Raw genomic sequence first — 17,507 nt, 5'->3', positions numbered from 1 at the left:
GACCTGCGGTGATGCCTCGCGGTCAGTTTTTCCCGATCATCACGGTTCATGACCGTCCACAGAGGCCGAAGCCGCCGGGAGACGGCTTCGGCCCCGGGTCGGCTCAGGTCCGCTGCAAGCCGGACATGACCTCGGCGACCGGGCGGTCGTCGCGCAGGTCCCACAACGACGCGACGATCTCGGCGGCGCGGTCCGCTCCCACCGCCCGCTCGGCGTTGCGGGTGAACTTGGCGGCGAGCTCGTCGGCCGACAGCGGTCGTTGCGGCCCGCCCCGGTTCTCCCGGACGCGCTCGGTCACCTCGGTGCCGTCGGTGAGCTCGGCGGTGAGCACCGCCGGGAACTGGCGCGGGAAGCCGGCGGTCGCCTCCTCGTCGGCGACGACCCGCACCCGCCCGGCGAGGTCCAGCCGCGCGGGATCGGCTGCGGCGGCGTCGGTGAAGTCCTCGTGGAACACCCCCAGTCCGCCGCCACCGAGCAGCGCCGCCGCCACGGTGTAGGGCCCGGAGAACGCCGCGTGGTACCCGGAACGGGGCCGCCGCTTCTCCTCGGCGGGCTCGGCGATCGTGCGCAGCACGGGGGCGGGCACTCCGAGCACCAGCTCGCGGACCTTGTCGGCGGTCACCCCGCGCTCGCGCAGCCGCAGCGCCGCGTCCACGCCCGCGTGCGTGAAGTGGTTGCACGGGTAGGGCTTGAAGAACACACCGGGCGTCTCCCACCGCTCGCCGAGACCGTTGGTGACCCGCTCGGGGTGCGTCCGCTCACCGCAGAACGCGCGCAGGAAGCCGAAGCGGCCCTCCACGACCGTCGGTGGCCCGGTCAGGCCGTGCCGCGCCAGGTCGGCGGCGGCCACGCCCGCGTGCGCGGCCCAGCCGCAGTGCACCCGCTTGATCGTGCCGCCGGTGCGGTTGGCCTCGATGACCCCGGCGCCCATGCTCGCGGCGATGCCGATGACCGAGGTCAGCTGGTCGGCGTCGAGTCCCTGCAGCATCCCCGAGGCGACGGCCGCGCCCACGGCGCCGCAGATCGCGGTCGCGTGCTGGCCGTGCTCGAAGAACACCGAGTTGCCCAGCTCCTCGTCGTAGCCGGCCATGCCCAGCCGGCAGGTCACCTCGATGCCCATCGCCGCCGCTGCCAGCAGTGCCTTCCCGCCTGCGCCGGTGCGTTCGGCGGTGGCCAGCGCCGCCGGGACGACGGCCGCCGAGGGGTGCAGCACCGAGGGCAGGTGCGTGTCGTCGAAGTCCAGGCTGTGCGCCAGCGTGCCGTTGACCAGTGCCGCCGAGGGTGCTGGAAGTCGTTGCGCCAGGCCGATCCCGGTCGCCTGCGGCGCGCCGCCCCACTCGGTGGCGACCGCGCCCGCGATGCGAGCCGGTTCCTCGCGAGTGGCGGCGAGGGAGTTGCCGACGACGTCCACGATCCGGCGGACCAGGTCGTCGGCCAGCCGGTCGTCGACGCCGTCGGCGACCAACTTCGCGCCGACCTCGCCGATCCGCTGCGCGGGGGTGCTCATGCCGGAACCACCGCCAGCGGGCGGACCGGGGCTCCGGTGGCGCCGACGATCCGCAGCGGCGCGAACACGGCGAGGAACTCGCCGAGACCGGCTTCGGAGGCGTCTTCGCACGCCATGTGCTCGACGATGTGGATGCCGCTGTCGACCAGCAGCACGCGGTGCACCGGGAGCACCCGGTGCCCGGCGCCGGCCGGGATCTGCTCGTAGGCGGTGGTGTCCGAGCCGGTCGCGACGATCCGCCGCTCGGCCAGCCAGTTCGCGCCGTCCACGGTCATGCCGGGAACGCCGGTCTCCTTGCCGACGTAGGCCTGCGGGTCGCCGAACAGGCGGCCCCACCCGGTGCGCACCACGGCGATGTCGCCGGGACCGGGCTCCGCTCCGGCTCGTTCCGCGGCCCGCTCCAGGTCGTCGGCGGTCACGCCGTAACCGGGTTCGAGCACGTCCACCCCGTGCGCGGCGGCGACGTCGAGGAACACGCCCCGGGTGACCATCGGCGGGATGGTCTCCGCGCCGTGCGCGGTGTGCTTGCCCCCGCGCTGGGCCTCGGCGGCGTCAACCCCGCCGTGCAGCAGCCCGTCGTGGCTGACGTGGGCCAGCGCGTCGACGTGGGTGCCGGTGTGCCCGCCGGTGACGATGACCTCGTTGGATGCCGAGCCGCCGTCCGGGCGGACCGCGTCGCCGTGGCGCCGTTCCAGCGTCATCCGGAACCCGGGGTGGTTCGGCGAGCCCGCCATCCCGGTGTAGAGGGGGTGTCCGAGCTCGATCACCCGGGTCCCGGCGCGGACGGCGTCGAGCAGGTCGGGGCCTGCGGAGGTGGTGGTCACGAGTTGCTCCTTCCCGGCCGTGCACCGGCCGGTTCGTCGTGATCGTGCGGGGAGTCGTCGAGCGCGTCGGCGAGCTCGGTCACCCAGCGGGCACCGGCGACGACAGCCGGGTCGACGAAGCGACCGCGGTCGTCGACCCACGCCGCGGAGTCGCCCGCGACGTCGAGCGCGTCGAGCAGAGCGCGGGCCCGCTCGACCTCGTCGCGGTCCGGGGTGAAGGCGTGGTGCACCGGGTCGATCTGCCCCGGGTGGATCACCGAGCGGCCGAAGAACCCCGCGTCGCGCATCGCGGTGCTGTCCTCGGCGAGCCCGGTGCGGTCGGACAGGTCGGTCCAGACGCTGGCGATCGGGCTGGGCAGCCCGACCGCGCGGTTCGCGGCGACGATGCGAGCGCGGGCCCACGACAGCTCGCGGCGGTCGCGGATCCGCAGGTCGGCGGCCAGATCCGTCTCACCGGGGGAGACACCGGCGACCAGCGGGTGGCATTCGGCGAGGTCGAACGCCTCGCGCAGCCCCCGCGCGCTCTCGATCAGCAGGTGCAGCGGGAGGCCGGTCCGCTCGGCCAGCGCCGCGACGGCCGCGGGGTCCTCGGCCTTGGGAACCCGCAGACCCGCGACGCCGCTGCCGGTCAGCGCCGAGGCGTCGTCGTCGGACCAGTCGGTGCCCGCGCCGTTGACGCGGACCCAGACCGCCTCCGGCCGTGCACCGCAGGTCTCCACGGCCGTGTCCCTCGCCCGCTGCTTCTGCGCGGGTGGGACCGAGTCCTCCAGGTCCACGACGACCGCGTCGGCCGGTCCCGCGAGCGCCTTGGCGACGAGCTCCGGGCGGTGCCCGGGGACGTAGAGCCAGCTCCTTGCCAAGCCGATGGTGGTCACAGCACCCCCTGGGCGCGCAGCTGTTCCAGTTCCTCGGCGTCGACGCCGAGCCCGGCCAGGACCTCGGCGGTGTGCGCACCCAGCTTCGGGCCCGTGGTGCGGACCGACCCGGGGGTGTCCGACAGCCGGAACGGGGTGTTCTGGAAGCGGACCGGGCCGAGCTCGTCGTCGTCGATGGTCACGATGCTGCCCAGGGCGTTGAAGTGCGGGTCGGCGAGCACGTCGGCGGCGGTGTAGATCGGCGCCACCGCCGCTTCGGCCTTCTCGAAGGCCTCGACGACCTCGTCCCGGTTCCGGGCGGCGATCCAGGACCCGACGGCCGCGTCGAGCTCTTCGACGTGCTCCGCCCGGCTCGCGCCGCTGGCGAACCACGGTTCGTCGATCAGCTCGGGAGCTCCGACCAGCCGCATCACGCGTTCGGCGATGGAGTGGGCGCTGGTGGACACGGCCACCCACTGGCCGTCGGCGCACTGGTAGGTGTTGCGCGGGGCGTTGTTGGTGGAGCGGTTGCCGGTGCGCGGCTGCAGGATCCCGAGCTGGTCGTAGGCGATCAGCCCCGGTCCGAGCAGGTGCAGCAGCGGTTCGATGATCGCGGTGTCGAGGACCTGCCCGCGGCCGGTGGTCTCGCGGGCGTGCAGCGCGGTCATGATGCCGAACGCCGTGGTCAACGCGGCGACGCCGTCGGCGAGCCCGAACGGCGGCAGGGTGGGCGGGCCGTCGGGATCGCCGGTCATGGCGGCGAACCCGCTCATCGCCTCGGCGAGCGTCCCGAAGCCGGGGCGGCTCGAGTACGGCCCGGTCTGCCCGAAGCCGGTCACCCGCGCCAGCACCAGCCGCGGGTTGCGGGCGGACAGCTCCTCCCAGCCGAGCCCCCAGCGCTCCAGCGTTCCGGGCCGGAAGTTCTCGATCACCACGTCGGCGTCGGCGGCGAGGTCGAGGAACAGCTCCCGCCCGCGCGGGGTGGACAGCACCAGCGTGATCGCTCGCTTGTTGCGGGCCAGCATCTTCCACCAGAGCCCGACGCCGTCCTTCTGCGCGCCGTGGGTGCGGGCCGGGTCGCCGCGCGGGTGCTCGATCTTGATCACCTCGGCGCCGTGGTCGCCGAGCAGGGTGGCGGCCAGCGGGCCCGCGAACAGGGTGGAGGCGTCGAGGACCTTCAGGCCCCCCAGCGCAGCCGGGTGGTCGTGGCTCATCGTGTCCTTCCGGTGGGGGTGGGGACGGCGCGCGCGGGTGCGGTGCCGCCGAGGCGAGCGGTGATCCGGTCGGCGGTCTCGATCAGTTCGGGCGCGGTGGCGGCGACGAACTCCTCGGTGACCCGGAATCGCGGTCCGCACACCGAGACCGCGCCGACCAGCCCACCGGGCCCGAACACGGGCACGGCGACCGAACCGGCGTCGCCCTGGCGCTCACCGGCGGAAGCCGCGTAGCCGCGCTCGCGGATCCGGTCGAGCTCGGCCCGCAGCGCGTCCGGGTCGGTCGGGGTGGCGGGGGTGAGCGCGGTGAGCTCGCCGGCCAGCAGCCGGTCGACCTCGTCGGGGTCGGAGTGGGCGAGCATGCACTTGCCGGACGAGCCCGCGTGCAGCGGGAATCGCCTGCCGAGCTCCACCGACATGGTGATCTCGTGGTTGCCCACGACCTGGTCGAGGTAGACGCGGCCCCCGTGCACCTTCGCGCTGATCGTGACGGTCTCGTGCAGGCGGTCGCGCAGCTCGGCCAGGAACGGCAGGGCCGCCGCTCGCAGGTCGGAGTCGCGCAGCGCCCGGCTGCCCAGCGCCGCCGCCGCGGGCCCGAGCCGGTACTCGCGGCTCTCGGGGTCGTAGGCGATGAGGTTCCGGCTGGTCAGGGACTGCAGGATGCGGTGCACGACCGCCTTGGACAGGCCCAGCTCCCGGGACACCCGGCTCACGCCGAGGGTGGGAGGCCCGTAGGTGAACAACAGCAGGACGTCCGCCACCCGCTCGGTGGCTCCGGTCCCGCCGCTCGACTCCGACACGCGATCCTCCTCGTGCTGATGCATGTACCGCTAGACGGAACAAGATTGTGGGTCGCTGCTGCGAGTGTCAAGGAATTTACATCGCAAGTATTGCACTTATCCAGGCCACCTGGTGTTATCGACCTCACCGAACGGTCGGGCACGGTGTTCCGCTTAGCGAAACAAGCCTGTCCGGCTGGGATGAGGAGGAACGATGACGTTCGACGTGGACCTGGTGGTCGCGGGTGCAGGTGGCGGACTGACCGCCGCGATCCGGGCCGCCGAACTCGGTCTCGACGTGCTCGTGGTGGACTCCGACCCGAACTTCCGGCGCGGCAACAACACGTCGATGTCCACCGCGATGATTCCCGGGCCCGGATCGCGCTTCCAGGCCGCGGCGGGGATCGACGACTCGCCGGAGCGCTTCGTCGCCGACGTCGAGCGCAAGACCGGCGGGACCGCCGACGCGCGGATCGCCTCGGCGCTGGCCCACGTCGGCGCCGAACTCGTCGAATGGCTCGCCGACCACGTCGGGATGCCGATCGAGCTGCCCACCGACTTCGCTTACCCCGGGCACTCCGCGCGCAGGGTGCACAGCCTGCCCGGCAGGCACGGCTCGTCCCTGCTGCGCCACCTGCTGGATGCCGTCGACCGCAGCGAGCGGATCGACCTGATGGTTCCCGCCCGGCTGACCGCGGTCGAGGGAGGCGACGGCGGCAGGATCGCCGTCGTCGAAACCCCGGACGGCGGGCGCGAGGAGATCAGCACCCGCGCGGTGCTGCTGGCCACCAACGGCTACGGCGCCGACTCCGCGCTCGTCGCGACGCACCTGCCCGAGATCGCCGGTGCGCACTACCACGGCGGCGAGCACTCGCGCGGTGACGCGCTGCGGATCGGCGGTGAGCTCGGCGCGGCCACCGGATTCCTGGACGCCTACCAGGGTCACGCCGCTCTTTCGGCGTCCGCGCAGACCCTCGTGACCTGGACCGCGGTGATGCACGGCGGTGCCGTCGTCGACACCGGCGGACGGCGCTTCGGCGACGAGACCACCGGATACTCGGAATACGCCGCCGCGCTCGCAGCCCGTCCTGGCGGGCGCGGGTGGCTGGTGTTCGACGAGCGCATCGACGGGCTGTGCCGGTCCTTCGGCGACTACCAGGACGTCCTCGCCGCGGGCGCGGTGCGCAGCGCGGACTCGGTGCCCGAGCTGGCGGCGCTGATCGGGGTCCCGGCGGAGCCGCTGGAATCCGAGCTCGACGCCCTGGCCCGGGTCGCGGCGGGGGAGCAGGCCGACCGGTTCGGCCGCACCACCGCCACGCCGCTGCGAGCGCCGCTGCGAGCCGTGGAGATCATCCCGGCCCTGTTCCACACGCAGGGCGGTGTGCTCGTCGACGAGCACGCGCGCGTTCTCGACACCGCCGGGGAGCCAATCCCCGGGCTCTACGCATCCGGCGGTGCCGCCGCCGGCATCTCCGGCCACGGCGCGGCCGGCTACCTGGCCGGCAACGGCCTGCTGCCCGCGCTGGGCCTCGCCTACCTCGCCGCCGGGCACCTCGCCCGGTCGGTCTCCACCACTCGATCCCTCACTGCGGAAGGTGCCAGATGACCCAGCCCGACCTGATCATCCGCGACGTGCGCGTCGTCCGTCCCGGCGGCGGGGAGCCCGTCGCCGCCGACATCGCGATCACCGGCGGCGTCGTCTCCGAGGTCGGCCCCGGGCTGGCCGTTCCGGAAGGCACCGAGGTGCACGAGGGGCGCGGCCGGCTCGCGTTCCCCGGCGTCGTGGACGCCCACCAGCACTGGGGCATCTACAACCCGCTGTCCGACGACACGGCCACCGAGAGCCGCGCGTGCGCGCAGGGCGGTGTGACGACCTCGCTGACCTACATGCGCACCGGGCAGTACTACCTCAACCGCGGCGGCCCGTACTCGGAGGTGTTCCCCGAGGTGCTCGCCGCCGCCGAGGGACGGTCCTACGTGGACTACGCCTTCCACCTCGCGCCCATGCAGGCCTCGCACATCGACGAGATCCCCGCGCTGGTCCGCGACCACGGCGTGACCTCGTTCAAGATCTTCATGTTCTACGGGAGCCACGGGCTGCACGGCCGCTCCACCGACCAGAGCGACTTCCTGATGATCCCCGAGGGCGAGCGCTACGACATCGCCCACTTCGAGTTCGTCATGCGCGGCATCCAGGCCGCTCGCGAGGCGAACCCGGACATCGCCGACCAGATCTCGCTGTCCCTGCACTGCGAGACCGCCGAGATCATGACCGCCTACACGCGGCTGGTCGAGGAGGAGGGGGAGCTGTCCGGGCTGGAGGCCTACAGCGCCTCGCGCCCGCCGCACTCGGAGGGCCTGGCGGTGACCATCGCCTCCTACCTCGCGCACGAGACGGGTCTGCCGACCATCAACCTGCTGCACCTGTCGTCGGGCAAGGCGATGGAAGCCGCGATGCTGATGGCCAAGACCTTCCCCCACGTCGACTTCCGGCGCGAGGTCACCATCGGGCACCTGCTCGCCGACGTGACCACTGCCGACGGGGTCGGCGGCAAGGTCAACCCGCCGCTGCGCCCGAGGGCCGACGTCGAGAAGCTGTGGGAGCACCTCCTCGCCGGTGACGTCAGCTGGGTCGTGTCCGACCACGCCTGCTGCCGCGAGGAGAAGAAGTTCGGCGAGGACCACGACGACGTGTTCGCGGCGAAGTCCGGCTTCGGCGGAACCGAGTACCTGCTGCCCGGTCTCGTCGGCGAGGGCCGCAAGCGCGGGCTGTCGATGTCGACCGTCGCCGAGCTCGTGTCGACCAACCCCGCCCGGCGGCTCGGCCTGCCCACCAAGGGCGACATCGCCCCGGGCTTCGACGCCGACATCGCGCTGGTGAACCCGGACCGCTCCTTCGTGGTGGACCCGGCGGACTCCGAATCCACCCAGGAGTACACGCCCTTCCGCGGACTGGAGATCGGCTCGACCGTCGAGACCACGTTCCTGCGGGGACAGCGGATCTTCGACGGCGGCGAGGTCCTCGGCGAGCCGCGGGGCAGCTACCTGCACCGCCCGACGGGCCGCTGACGTGCCCGTCGCCACGACCAACTCCCGCGTGAAAGCAGTGCCGATTCAAGGGAAACCAACATGAGAACACGGTTCCGCTTCGTGACGCTGGGGCTGATCGTCAGCCTCATCGTCATCAACTACATCGACCGGAGCGCGGTGTCCTACGCGGTCGAACCGCTGGAGGAAGCCTTCGGGATCACCACCGCGCAGTACGGGATCATCAGTTCTGTCTTCTCCGTCGGCTACATGGTCGCGGCGTTCCTGTCGGGGCCTCTGGTGGACCGCTTCGGCTGCCAGCGGGTGCTGCTGGTCGCGGTCGCGCTGTTCTCGGTGACCACGGCGCTGATCCCGGTCGCCGGATCGTTCGCGGGTCTGCTGGTGATCCGCCTGCTGCTGGGTGTCGGTGAATCTCCGGCGTTCCCGGCCGCGACCAGGACGGTCAGCCGCTGGCTGCCGATCCGCGAACGCGGTGTCGCCCTGGCTCTGTGCGGTGGTGTTGCGGTCTCGGGCAGCCTGCTGATCTCCGGGCCGCTGCTGACCCGGCTGATGGACCTCGTCGGCTGGCAGGGCATGTTCTGGACGCTGGCGATCCTCGGTGTGGTGTGGGCGGTCGTGGCGATGGCGCTGCTGCGCGACCTGCCGGAGGAGTCGCCGCGGGTCAACGACGCCGAGCGGGCGCTGATCGCCTCGGACCAGGAGGCGGAGGCCGGTTCGGGCCGGGCGTCGGTGCGGTGGCGTCCGCTGCTGACCAACCGGAACCTGTGGGTGGTCGCGGGCGGCTACTTCGCGTGGGGCTTCATGTTCTGGGGCTTCATGTACTGGCTGCCGTCGTTCCTGTCCGGCGCGTACGGGCTCAGCGTCAAGCAGGCGGGCGCGTTCTCGATCGCCCCGTGGGCGTGCGGCATCGTCGGAGCGCTGGTCGGTGGTGTCGTCGTCGACCGCGTCTACCGGCGCAGCCCGAAGATCCGCAGCCGGTTCGCGGTGATGGGCGTGGCGCTGCTGCTGGCCGGGTGCTCGCTGGTGCCGCTGGCGATCGCGCCGACCCTGACCGTCGCCCTGATCTCGATCTCGCTCGGCGTGGGCTTCGGGTTCATCACCGGCGGCATCTGGTGGGTCGCGTCCATCGACGCGGCTCCGGACCAGCCGGGCAGCGCGGCGGGTTTCGCCGACGCGGCCTTCGCGGCGTCCGGGATCGTGGCGCCTTCGGTGATGGGCTTCATCGTGTCCAGCACGGGCAGCTTCACCAGCGGTTTCGTCGTCATGGCAGGGCTGGCCGTGCTCGGTGCGCTGCTCATGCTGCTGGTGCCGCGCGAACGCGCGGTCGCGCCGGAGGCCACGACCGCCGTCGCGGGCGCTTGAGGAATGGCGGAGCGGGAAGCCCGGCAGGACGCGGTCCGGGACGCGGTCGGCCGGCTGGGCGAGTGGGTGGCCGAGCTGCGCTGGTCCGACGTCCCAGACGTGGTCCGGGAACGGGTGCTGACGGTGCTCGTCGACGCGGTCGCGGTCACCGCGCTCGGCTCGCGCGAACCCGCGCAGCGGGCGCTGGTCGAGCAGTGGGACGCGCCGGACGGCACGGCACCGCTGTTCGGGACGGGCCGCGCTGTGGCGGTGGACGCCGCCGCGTGGTTGAACGCCACCGCATCGGTGCGGCTCGAACTCGACGACGGGCACCGGCTCGCGGGCGGTCATCCGGCGGCGCACGGATTCCCCGCGGTGCTGGCGCTGGCGTCGCGCGCGACGACGACGGGCGCGGACCTGTGCAGCTCGCTGCTCGCCGCCTACGAGGTCGCCGCCAGGTTCGGCCGCGCGACGCGGCTCCGGCCCGGCACGCACCCGCACGGGAACTGGGGCGTCGCCGGTGCCGGAGCGGGCTGCGCCCGAGTCCTGGGACTGCGTCCTGAAGACGCGGCGGTGGCGATCGACGCCGCCGGCGGTCTGCCCGTCGCCGGGCCGTTCTCGGCCGCGCTGGACGGGAATCCGGTGCGCGACGCCTGGGTCGGCGCGGCCAACCAGTCCGGTCTGGCCGCGGCACGACTGGCCGCGTCCAGGACCGGGCACCTGACGGGCATCGCGGCGGATTCGCTCGGGGACCTGCTCGGCGTCCTCGCCCCGGCCGCGCTCGACGACGGCCTGGGGGAGCGCTGGGAGGTCGTCGGCGGCTACTTCAAGCAGCACTCGTCGTGCTCGTTCACCCACGCCGCCATCGACGCGGCGCTGTCGCTGCGCGACCACGTCGACGAGGACCCGGCGGAGGTCCTGGTCGAGATCCACTCGCTCGGCGCGCAACTGGATCGCACGAGGTGGCCGACGCCGCTGGCCGCGATGTTCTCGCTGCCGTTCGTGGTCGCGACCGCGCTGCGCCGAGGGCGCGTCGGCCCGGCGGACCTGTCCCAGGAGGCGCTGGCCGATCCGGTCACGGCGGAGCTCGCCCGGCGCGTCGTGGTGCGCTCGGCGCCCGACCTGGACGCCCGGATGCCGGCTGAGCGCCCCGTCCGGGTCACCGTGGACTCGGCTCGTGGCCGGTTCGTGGAGGAACGCCCGAACCCGGTCGGCGACGCGGATTTCCATCCCTTCACCGCCGACGACAGGGTCCGCGTCCTGGGCGACCTGCTCGGCGCCCCCAAGGTGGTCGCGGCCATCCGGGACCACGTCGCAGAACTGCCGGGCGCGGCCGACGCGGGGGAACTGCTGCGCTCGCTCGGTTCGGCGATCCGCTTCCGATGAGGAGGAACCGCATGCTCGTCCACGCCGTCACCCCGATCACCGTCGGACCGACCGAGGTGGCCCGCCGCCAGGCCAGGTACGACGCGCTCTCCCCGGCGGGGATCGAGGTCGTGCTGACCGACCTGCACCCCGACGGCCCTCGCGCCCTCAACACCGCCGACGACGTGCGCCGCTCGGAAGCCCTGGTCGCCGCGGCCCTTTCCGAAGCACCGGACTGCGACGCCGTGCTCCCGGACTGCGTGCTCGATCCCGCGGTTCCGGCTGACGGCGGCACGATCGGCGGCAGGCCCGCCCTCGGCCTGCTGCGGCTGACCATCGGCGCGGCGGTCGCCGCCGGGCATCGGATCGGCGCGATCACCCGCAACGAGGCGATCGCGGCCGAACTCCGCGACCGCGTCACCGCCTACGGCTGGGACTCCTCGTTCCACGAGGTCAGCGTCCTGGACCTCGGCGTGGAGGACATCACCGACCCGGACCGCTGGGCCGCCGCGATGCGCCCCGCCCTGATCGCGGCCCGCGACGCCGGGGTCACCGCAGTGGTCAACGGCTGCTCAGCGGTCGAGACCGCCGACCAGGACCCCGACCTCCCGCTGGTCCTCGACCCGATCCGCACCGGCCTCGGAGTCCTCGCCGCCCTCGGCTCAGGACTACGATCGCGGCTGTGATCGAGGTGCGCGACCTCCACGACTGGCCGACGACCGAGGCCGAAGCCGTGGCCATCCAGGAACGACTGCGGCCGCTGGTCCGCACGGACGGCGAGCCCGCCGAGGTGCGCACCGCCGCAGGACTGGACGTGGACTACCGCGAGTCCTCGGACGAACTCGTCGCCGCGGTCACGGTCCTGGACGTGTCCACAGCGTCCGTTGTGGACAGCGCGGTGGTCCGGGGCCGCGCCGATTTCCCCTACGTGCCAGGCTTGTTCGCCTTCCGCGAGGCCCCCGCGCTGATCCGGGCGCTGCAGGAGCTCACGGTCGTCCCGGACGTCCTGGTCTGCGACGGCCAAGGCCTGGCCCACCCTCGCCGGTTCGGCCTCGCCTGCCACCTCGGCGTCCTCACCGACCTGCCCGCGATCGGCGTCGGCAAGACCTCCATGGGCCACTACGACCCACCGGGAGAGCAGCGAGGCTCCTGGTCACCGGTGACCATGGACGACGACGAGGTCGGCAGAGCCCTCCGAACCCGAACAGGAGTGAAGCCGGTCTTCGTCTCAGTCGGCAACCGCTACACGCTCCAGTCGGCCTGCGACCTCGTGCTCCGCCTGACCCCGAACCACCGCCTCCCCGAAACCACCCGAACCGCAGACCACCTCGGCCGCCAATCCGGCTGACCCGAGCCCCACCTCCGGCCGAGAAAGCCAACCCCCAAAGCCCCTGCACGGCCCTGTCCCCGCGCACGCGGTGACCGGATTTCAATGGAATTCAGGGTCCCGATTTCCACTGAAACCGGGTACCCGATTTCCACTGAAATCCGGTGACCACGACGTTTCCTCAGGTGAAATGGGGTCAAGGTGGGACGGCGCTTGTCGTGCGGGAGGGGAGCGCACCAGTCGGACCTTCCTCACGCGGTAGTCCAACCGGTTCACCAACTGACGCCGACAACAGTGGCCCCGAACCCAGCGCGGGTTCGGGGCCACTTCGGCTGGCTAGCGGGAGAGCCAGGTCGGCTCGATGAAGTTTCGCGGCAGGTAGTCCGACTGGACTTCGATCGGGAAGCCGCGGTCGTGCGCCAGTGCCGCGAGTGCGGTTGGGGCCAGCGCGAAGAACCCGGTCGGGTCGGACGCCCGTTCAGCATTAGCCGTCCAGAACACGCGGTGAAGATCCACCGCTTCCTGCAAGTCGGAATTGAACTGTTCTGGACGGTTGGCCGCGATGTTGAACAGCAGTTTCATCGCAGGGTAATGCCGTTGAAGTGCGATTTCGGGCGAGGCGTTCTGCAATGTGTCGGGGTCGGTGAGTTCGATGCTCCTGTTGATCCGCTCGAAGACATCATCGTCGCGGTAGAAGAACGCACGCAGCGCATCTGCCCAGGCGTACATGTAATCATCGAAGGTCGCGCCACCTGCGCGGATCGTCTCGTTGGGCACGCGGATGAGGTCGCTGACCAACGTCAGCCCACGACAGATCACTGCTGCCCACAGGGAGTCGAGCCAGTCGGCGATCTTGACGCCTGCTGCTTGGGGAGCGAACCGGGCCATCGCGACCGGCGTGCCCACCGTGGCATCGATCGTGTCCTCATCGGTGTCTGCCGCTTTGAAGTAGGCCGTGCCCGCCTGTGCGGCGATGAGGACGTTTTGGAACGTAGCTTCCTGCTCAGCTGCGGGGTCGAGGAGCAACAGGTGCCCGGTGCGGGAGATCGATTCCTTCGTGATGTCGATGGCGAGGGTGGACAGCTTCTCAACATTCGATCGGTATTCATCGATCATCGTGCCGAAGGTGTCGGCCATCAGCTGCGTTTGCGCGTCCGCGGCCGCATGCCTACCTGTCGAGCTCATGACTGATCCGCCCTCAAATCCGCATCGTGGCCGGTTCCCAGGTTGAAGCGCTTCCGAGTGTATCCGCCAGACCTCTCGCTGGTGCCGTTGTCGTCGCGCGTTGTTTCGACGACGGGCTTGACTTCGTCGTACCGGATCTTTCGCGGAGGAAGTGGAGTGTCGTTCTGAGTGCTGATGTCGTCGGCCATCGCGATCTTCAGCCGTGCCGCGAGAAGCTTCTGCTGTGGATCCGGGCTCTGCGCCATGTTTTGGGCGATGGAATCGAAGTACGGCTTGGTCCCTTGCTGGGACCGTTCACCGTTGAGGTCCATTCGACTGCCGAGGCCGGCATTCGGCCCCTTGGCCTCGACCACCACGAAGCGCCCGTCCGGCAGTTCACCGATCAGGTCGAAGACACCTGAATGGTGCAACACGGTGATCTTGTCCGGGCTTACGCCGTAATCATTGATCAAGGAGTCGCGTGCGGCGGTCTCGCCGAAGCGTTCACCCACCTCGCCGACTGCGGCATGAGCTGCGCTCAGTCGTTCCGCGCTTGCATTTGCGGCATCCGAGTCGTCGCGCGGTTTGGTGACGGTGCCGTTCTGATCCTTCTGTTCCGCGTACTGGGCGTCGTCTCGTTTCGCGTTGGCGAGCTGATCCAGCTTTGTACGTCGCTCTTCGACGAGCTGGTCGTACGTGGCCAACTGGTCTCGAGAGGGGGTGGGTGAAGACAGGTTGTCCCACGTCGCGTAGTTGTCGATACCGGTCGGCGGCGCGGAGTAGTGACCATCCGAATGCTGGTACAGCGCGGGTACCGGTTCGCCAGCGTTGTCGGTGACACCTGTCTGCCGCAGGTGGCAGACACCATCGGGACCGGGCCGGTCGTAGTAGCGATGGCGGTAGTCGGGGTCGTTGTCCGCGCGTTCCCGGGCCGTTGGCCACCGCTTGTTGGCCTCAGTACCCGGTGTCTCTGAATCGACGGGTTCGCCGCGTGGGCGATGTCGAGGGTTGCGGGACTCGCCATCCCCGTCGTCTTCCCTGGACCGCTTCCCCCGCGACTCGGCATCCTCCGGGCGTTGGCCTGGGTCTTCGCCGTCCCTGGTCGGGTGGAAGCCGTCGTTGCTGGCCGGCGTGGTGGTGCCGTCGGGGTTGTGGGTGTCCCAGCCTCCGTTCGGGGGCCAGCCTGGGCGGCCGTCGGGGCCCATGTCGGAGGCGAAGACCCGGCCGTTGCCGTCGGTCCAGGCGAGGCCGCGGGGAGCGGTGACCGGGGTGCCGAGTTCGTTGGCGAGGTCTCGGGCCAGGCCGCTGGTTCCCGCGTCGCAGGAGAGGAGGCGGACCGGTTTGCTGCCGTCGAAGTTGGGGTCGCGGCGGAGCATGTCGGCGAACTCCTTCGCGGAGAAGGTGTTGTCGCCGATGCGGACGCGGCCGTCGGGTAAGGCGTGGACGTCGACGGTGTGGTGGACGCCGTCGTCCGGGACTCGGCTGGCCAGGTCCCGCATGTTCGGGTCGTCGTGGAACGACGAGCCTGCCGGGGTTTCCTGCCGGTTGGCCTCGGCGGCGTCGATCTGCTCCTGGCGCTCCGGCGTGCCCGGTTCGGCGTCCTGCGGCTGGTCGGAGTCGTCGTGGCGGTCCGGGCCGTCCTGATTGCCGTGGGAGTCGTCGGGTCGGGGGCTGTTCGGGTCCGAGCCGTCGGTGCGCTGGGTCTCCGGGCTCGTCCCGTCGGGGCGGCCGGCCTCTTGCGGGGTTGACCCGTTGGGCCGCTGACCTGGTCCTTCCGGTCGTGGTGCCGTTCCGTCGGGACGCTGGCTCGGTGCGTCCGGGCGTGGAGGCGTCGTGCTCGGGCCCTGCTGGGTGCGCTGCTGCGGGACACCGCCGTCCGGCCTGGTGTTCGGGCGCGACGGGGCGTCCGGGGTTGCCGGGCCCCGGGACGCGGGGCCCGGGCGGGAGGTGTCCGGGCGCGGACCCGCGTCGCCGCCCGCCGGTCGTGCTGCGGCTCCCGGCGAGCCCGCGGTGCCGGTCCAGCCACCGCTACCACCGGGACGACCACCGCCGCCGGAAGGCGTGGGGCCGCCACCGGTGGCGCCGGGAGCGCCACCGGCCATGCCGCCCATCGGGCCACCCGACGAAGGCTGGTCGGCGCGAGGTGCGGGACCTGCCGCGGCCGGGGCGCCCGAGGCCGCCGGCGCCGGGGGAGCGTCCACGTTGGACGATGCGGTCGTGCTCGCCGGGCTGCTCGGCGAGCGGTCCGAATCACCGTTCAGCGTGCCGCTGAAAGAACCGCCGCCGGAACCACCTGAAGGCGAGCTCGGCGACGACCCACCGCCACCGGAATGCGCCATGCCCGCGCCGGAAGTGCCCCCGCTGCTGGAGGATTCGCGCGAACCCGAGTCGCTGCTCCCGGCCGAGGACGTCGAATCACCACGGCTGGGACCGCCGCCGTCGCCACCGGATGGCGAGCCGCTCGAATCCGAAGTGGAGGGGCGGCTTGAATCGCCGCCGGACGACGGGGAGTCCGCGCTCGACGTGGAACGGGCATCGGAGCTCGAAGAACCGCTGTCGGACGTGGGCGAGGGCGAATCGGACGAAGCGGAACGCGCCTCGGGCGCTGAAGAGCCACCGGACGACGAACTGCTGTCCGCCGCGCTGGAACCGCTGGACGACGAGTCGGCGCCACCGGACGAGCGGTCCGAGGAGCCGGAGCCACCGGATCCGTCCGAGGAATCCGACGTGCCCGCGGTCGAGGCGCCGGAACCCGAGGACGACCCGCCGGAGTCCGACGTGCCGTCAGAACCCGAATCCGACGACGAACTGCGCGAACCCGACTCCGACGAGCCGCCGGAGTCGGAAGAGGAACCGCCCGAACCCGACGATCCGCTGTCCGAGGACGACGCGGACGTGCCGGAGTCCGAGGACGAGCTCCCCGAATCCGAGGAGGAAGAGCTGCTGGAATCGGACGAAGACCCGCCGGAGTCCGAGGACGAATCCCCCGAGTCCGAGCCGGAGCTGCTGGAGTCGGAAGAAGACGAGCCTCCGGAGTCCGACGAGGAACCCGTGCCCGACGAACCCCCGTCGGTGTCGGGCACGTTGACGTCGCCGCCGAAGTGCTCCTTGCCCGCGCCGAGGCCGCCCATGCCCGCGCCGGTGGCGCCGCCGGACATCGCACCGGTGCCGACGTCGCCCCAGTCGATCTTGCCTTCCATGATCGCCTGCTCGGCGACGCTGCTCACGGCTCCTTGGGCGGCGCCGAGGGCGCCTTCCTTCACGGCTTCCTTGCCGATGGACTTAGCGGCGCTCTCGGCGGCCTCGCCGGCCGCGTCCCCTGCGGCGTCGCCCGCCGCGCGTCCGGCGGCAGTGCCCGCGTTGCCCGCAGCGTCACCGGCCGCGTCGCCGACGGCGTCTCCGGCACCCCTGCCGACGGACTTGCCGACGCCCTCGAAGACGCCGCCCACGGCACCGCCGATGGCGCCGCTGATGGCGGCTTCCTTGAACTTGCCTCCGTCGAGCCCGTCGCGGTTGCCCATGGCGACCTGCGTGCCCTGCACCGCGAACTCGATGGCGACCGAGGTGGCGACCTCGATGGCGACGTTCTTCAGGATGCTGAAGACCAGCTGCTTGAAGATCTGCAGCACCACCGCGCGGGTGATGCCCTGAGCTGCGGCGATGCCGGCCGTGGAGGCGCCGAAGGTGGCAGGCGCGGCGGCGAGCATCGCGGCGATCTGGATCGCCAGCGCGATCAGCGAGGCGATGATGGTCAGCTTGGTGTGCTCGACGTCCAGCGCCGCGTCATCGCACGACTTGGCGAGCTTCTCGCACGCCTCCTTGAGCTTCGGCAGCGCTGATTCGCCGCCGTCGCCGATGTCCTTCCACAGCTTGGTGAACGCCTCGCCGGTCTTGCCCTCCATCGCGGACTTGACCTGCTGCGCGCCACCGTTGGCGGAGTTCTTGACCCCGTCGATGCCGTCGGCGGCGGTGCGCCACGCGTCGGCCATCCGTCGCATGGCGTCCTCGTCACCTTCGGGCCAGGATTGTCCGACGACGATCGGCAGCAGCCATTTGACCTCGTCGGGCATCTCGATGCTCAAGT

General features: G+C 71.7%; 13 protein-coding genes. 6 read left to right on the top strand and 7 right to left on the bottom strand.

Annotated features, from left to right (window positions below; genetic code table 11):
- Window positions 1-103: 103 nt before the first annotated feature.
- From AB0J91_RS02965 to AB0J91_RS02945, 5 genes are read right to left on the bottom strand one after another with little or no spacing between them, the layout of a single operon-like run.
- Entirely contained in the window at window positions 104-1,507 is a 1,404-nt protein-coding gene (locus AB0J91_RS02965; RefSeq protein WP_363863530.1) for an MmgE/PrpD family protein, read from the bottom strand.
- Window positions 1,504-2,331 carry a cyclase family protein gene (locus AB0J91_RS02960; protein WP_363863527.1) on the bottom strand — a complete coding sequence of 276 codons (828 nt, stop codon included), beginning with the start codon at window positions 2,329-2,331 and terminating at the stop codon, window positions 1,504-1,506. Before AB0J91_RS02960 ends, AB0J91_RS02965 begins: the two co-directional genes overlap by 4 nt.
- Window positions 2,328-3,206, bottom strand: a complete 879-nt coding sequence (locus AB0J91_RS02955; protein WP_363863524.1) for a CoA ester lyase — start codon at window positions 3,204-3,206, stop codon at window positions 2,328-2,330. The genes AB0J91_RS02960 and AB0J91_RS02955 overlap by 4 nt, the downstream gene beginning before the upstream one ends.
- Window positions 3,203-4,399 carry a CoA transferase gene (locus AB0J91_RS02950; protein ID WP_363863521.1) on the bottom strand — a complete coding sequence of 399 codons (1,197 nt, stop codon included), beginning with the start codon at window positions 4,397-4,399 and terminating at the stop codon, window positions 3,203-3,205. Before AB0J91_RS02950 ends, AB0J91_RS02955 begins: the two co-directional genes overlap by 4 nt.
- Entirely contained in the window at window positions 4,396-5,199 is an 804-nt protein-coding gene (locus AB0J91_RS02945; RefSeq protein ID WP_363863518.1) for an IclR family transcriptional regulator, read from the bottom strand. The genes AB0J91_RS02950 and AB0J91_RS02945 overlap by 4 nt, the downstream gene beginning before the upstream one ends.
- A gap of 193 nt (window positions 5,200-5,392) precedes the next feature.
- On the opposite strand from AB0J91_RS02945, the gene AB0J91_RS02940 reads away from it, so the two are divergent.
- Genes AB0J91_RS02940 through AB0J91_RS02915 form a run of 6 tightly spaced genes read left to right on the top strand, consistent with a single transcriptional unit; the run spans window position 5,393 to window position 12,280 of the window.
- Complete coding sequence (locus AB0J91_RS02940; protein ID WP_363863515.1) at window positions 5,393-6,784, top strand: FAD-binding protein; 1,392 nt, start codon at window positions 5,393-5,395, stop codon at window positions 6,782-6,784.
- Entirely contained in the window at window positions 6,781-8,247 is a 1,467-nt protein-coding gene (locus tag AB0J91_RS02935) for a dihydroorotase family protein (protein ID WP_363863513.1), read from the top strand. Before AB0J91_RS02940 ends, AB0J91_RS02935 begins: the two co-directional genes overlap by 4 nt.
- A gap of 60 nt (window positions 8,248-8,307) precedes the next feature.
- On the top strand, window positions 8,308-9,588 hold the full coding sequence (locus tag AB0J91_RS02930; RefSeq protein ID WP_363863510.1) for an MFS transporter: 1,281 nt from the start codon (window positions 8,308-8,310) through the stop codon (window positions 9,586-9,588).
- A 3-nt stretch (window positions 9,589-9,591) separates the two neighbouring features.
- Window positions 9,592-10,953, top strand: coding sequence for an MmgE/PrpD family protein (locus AB0J91_RS02925; protein ID WP_363863507.1), 1,362 nt, complete (start codon window positions 9,592-9,594; stop codon window positions 10,951-10,953).
- 11 nt (window positions 10,954-10,964) lie between these two features.
- Window positions 10,965-11,618, top strand: coding sequence for an aspartate/glutamate racemase family protein (locus tag AB0J91_RS02920; protein ID WP_363863504.1), 654 nt, complete (start codon window positions 10,965-10,967; stop codon window positions 11,616-11,618).
- Window positions 11,618-12,280 (top strand): endonuclease V, encoded by a 663-nt coding sequence (locus tag AB0J91_RS02915; RefSeq protein WP_363863676.1) that lies wholly within the window; start codon window positions 11,618-11,620, stop codon window positions 12,278-12,280. Before AB0J91_RS02920 ends, AB0J91_RS02915 begins: the two co-directional genes overlap by 1 nt.
- Before the next feature lie 315 nt (window positions 12,281-12,595).
- Here AB0J91_RS02915 and AB0J91_RS02910 read toward each other — a convergent pair whose 3' ends face one another.
- Window positions 12,596-13,444, bottom strand: coding sequence for an immunity 49 family protein (locus AB0J91_RS02910; RefSeq protein WP_363863501.1), 849 nt, complete (start codon window positions 13,442-13,444; stop codon window positions 12,596-12,598).
- The gene (locus tag AB0J91_RS02905; RefSeq protein ID WP_363863498.1) at window positions 13,441-17,505 is read right to left on the bottom strand and encodes a hypothetical protein; all 4,065 of its coding nucleotides are present in this window, start codon (window positions 17,503-17,505) and stop codon (window positions 13,441-13,443) included. The genes AB0J91_RS02910 and AB0J91_RS02905 overlap by 4 nt, the downstream gene beginning before the upstream one ends.
- Window positions 17,506-17,507 lie beyond the last annotated feature (2 nt).

The sequence above is a fragment of the Saccharopolyspora sp. NPDC049357 genome, from assembly GCF_040677225.1.
In the GTDB taxonomy this organism is placed as follows: domain Bacteria; phylum Actinomycetota; class Actinomycetes; order Mycobacteriales; family Pseudonocardiaceae; genus Saccharopolyspora.
This window is presented reverse-complemented; position numbering and strand designations above follow the sequence as displayed.

What these genes read in the sequence shown, in the direction of transcription:
- AB0J91_RS02965 (WP_363863530.1), bottom strand. Translation starts at nt 1,507, where the DNA reads ATGAGCACCCCCGCGCAGCGGATCGGCGAGGTCGGCGCGAAGTTGGTC.
- AB0J91_RS02950 (WP_363863521.1), bottom strand. Translation starts at nt 4,399, where the DNA reads ATGAGCCACGACCACCCGGCTGCGCTGGGGGGCCTGAAGGTCCTCGAC.
- AB0J91_RS02940 (WP_363863515.1), top strand. Translation starts at nt 5,393, where the DNA reads ATGACGTTCGACGTGGACCTGGTGGTCGCGGGTGCAGGTGGCGGACTG.
- AB0J91_RS02935 (WP_363863513.1), top strand. Translation starts at nt 6,781, where the DNA reads ATGACCCAGCCCGACCTGATCATCCGCGACGTGCGCGTCGTCCGTCCC.
- AB0J91_RS02930 (WP_363863510.1), top strand. Translation starts at nt 8,308, where the DNA reads ATGAGAACACGGTTCCGCTTCGTGACGCTGGGGCTGATCGTCAGCCTC.
- AB0J91_RS02925 (WP_363863507.1), top strand. Translation starts at nt 9,592, where the DNA reads ATGGCGGAGCGGGAAGCCCGGCAGGACGCGGTCCGGGACGCGGTCGGC.
- AB0J91_RS02920 (WP_363863504.1), top strand. Translation starts at nt 10,965, where the DNA reads ATGCTCGTCCACGCCGTCACCCCGATCACCGTCGGACCGACCGAGGTG.
- AB0J91_RS02910 (WP_363863501.1), bottom strand. Translation starts at nt 13,444, where the DNA reads ATGAGCTCGACAGGTAGGCATGCGGCCGCGGACGCGCAAACGCAGCTG.